Annotated in this window: 2 tRNA genes; both read left to right on the top strand. The window is 51.0% G+C overall.

Annotated elements, in window-relative coordinates:
* Window positions 1-70 precede the first annotated feature (70 nt).
* Window positions 71-147 (top strand) — tRNA-Ile (locus tag ACQ3G7_RS24745).
* A gap of 102 nt (window positions 148-249) precedes the next feature.
* Window positions 250-325, top strand: a tRNA-Ala gene (locus ACQ3G7_RS24740).
* Window positions 326-384: the final 59 nt, after the last annotated feature.

The raw sequence follows: 384 nt of genomic DNA, 5'->3' as shown, positions 1-384 counted from the left end.
CCACAAAGAACCTGCCTTTGCAGTGCCCACACAGATTGTCTGATGAAAAACGGGCAGTAAAAATCTCTGCAGGCTTGTAGCTCAGGTGGTTAGAGCGCACCCCTGATAAGGGTGAGGTCGGTGGTTCAAGTCCACTCAGGCCTACCAAATTTCTGCTGATACTGCGTTGCGGCGACACTCACATACTTCAGTATGCTTCGTGTCACCACGCCTTGTCTCAACTGAAATTAAGGTTACAGAGACCACGATGGGGCTATAGCTCAGCTGGGAGAGCGCCTGCTTTGCACGCAGGAGGTCTGCGGTTCGATCCCGCATAGCTCCACCATCTTTTACTGTCTGAACCAAGAAAACTTCAGAGTACACATTCTGTGTGTGCTGCGAAGT

It is taken from the genome of Kosakonia sp. N21, assembly GCF_050587465.1.
GTDB lineage: Bacteria > Pseudomonadota > Gammaproteobacteria > Enterobacterales > Enterobacteriaceae.
The sequence above is the reverse complement of the archived record's forward strand: the minus strand, read 5'-3'. Positions and strand labels throughout refer to the sequence as shown.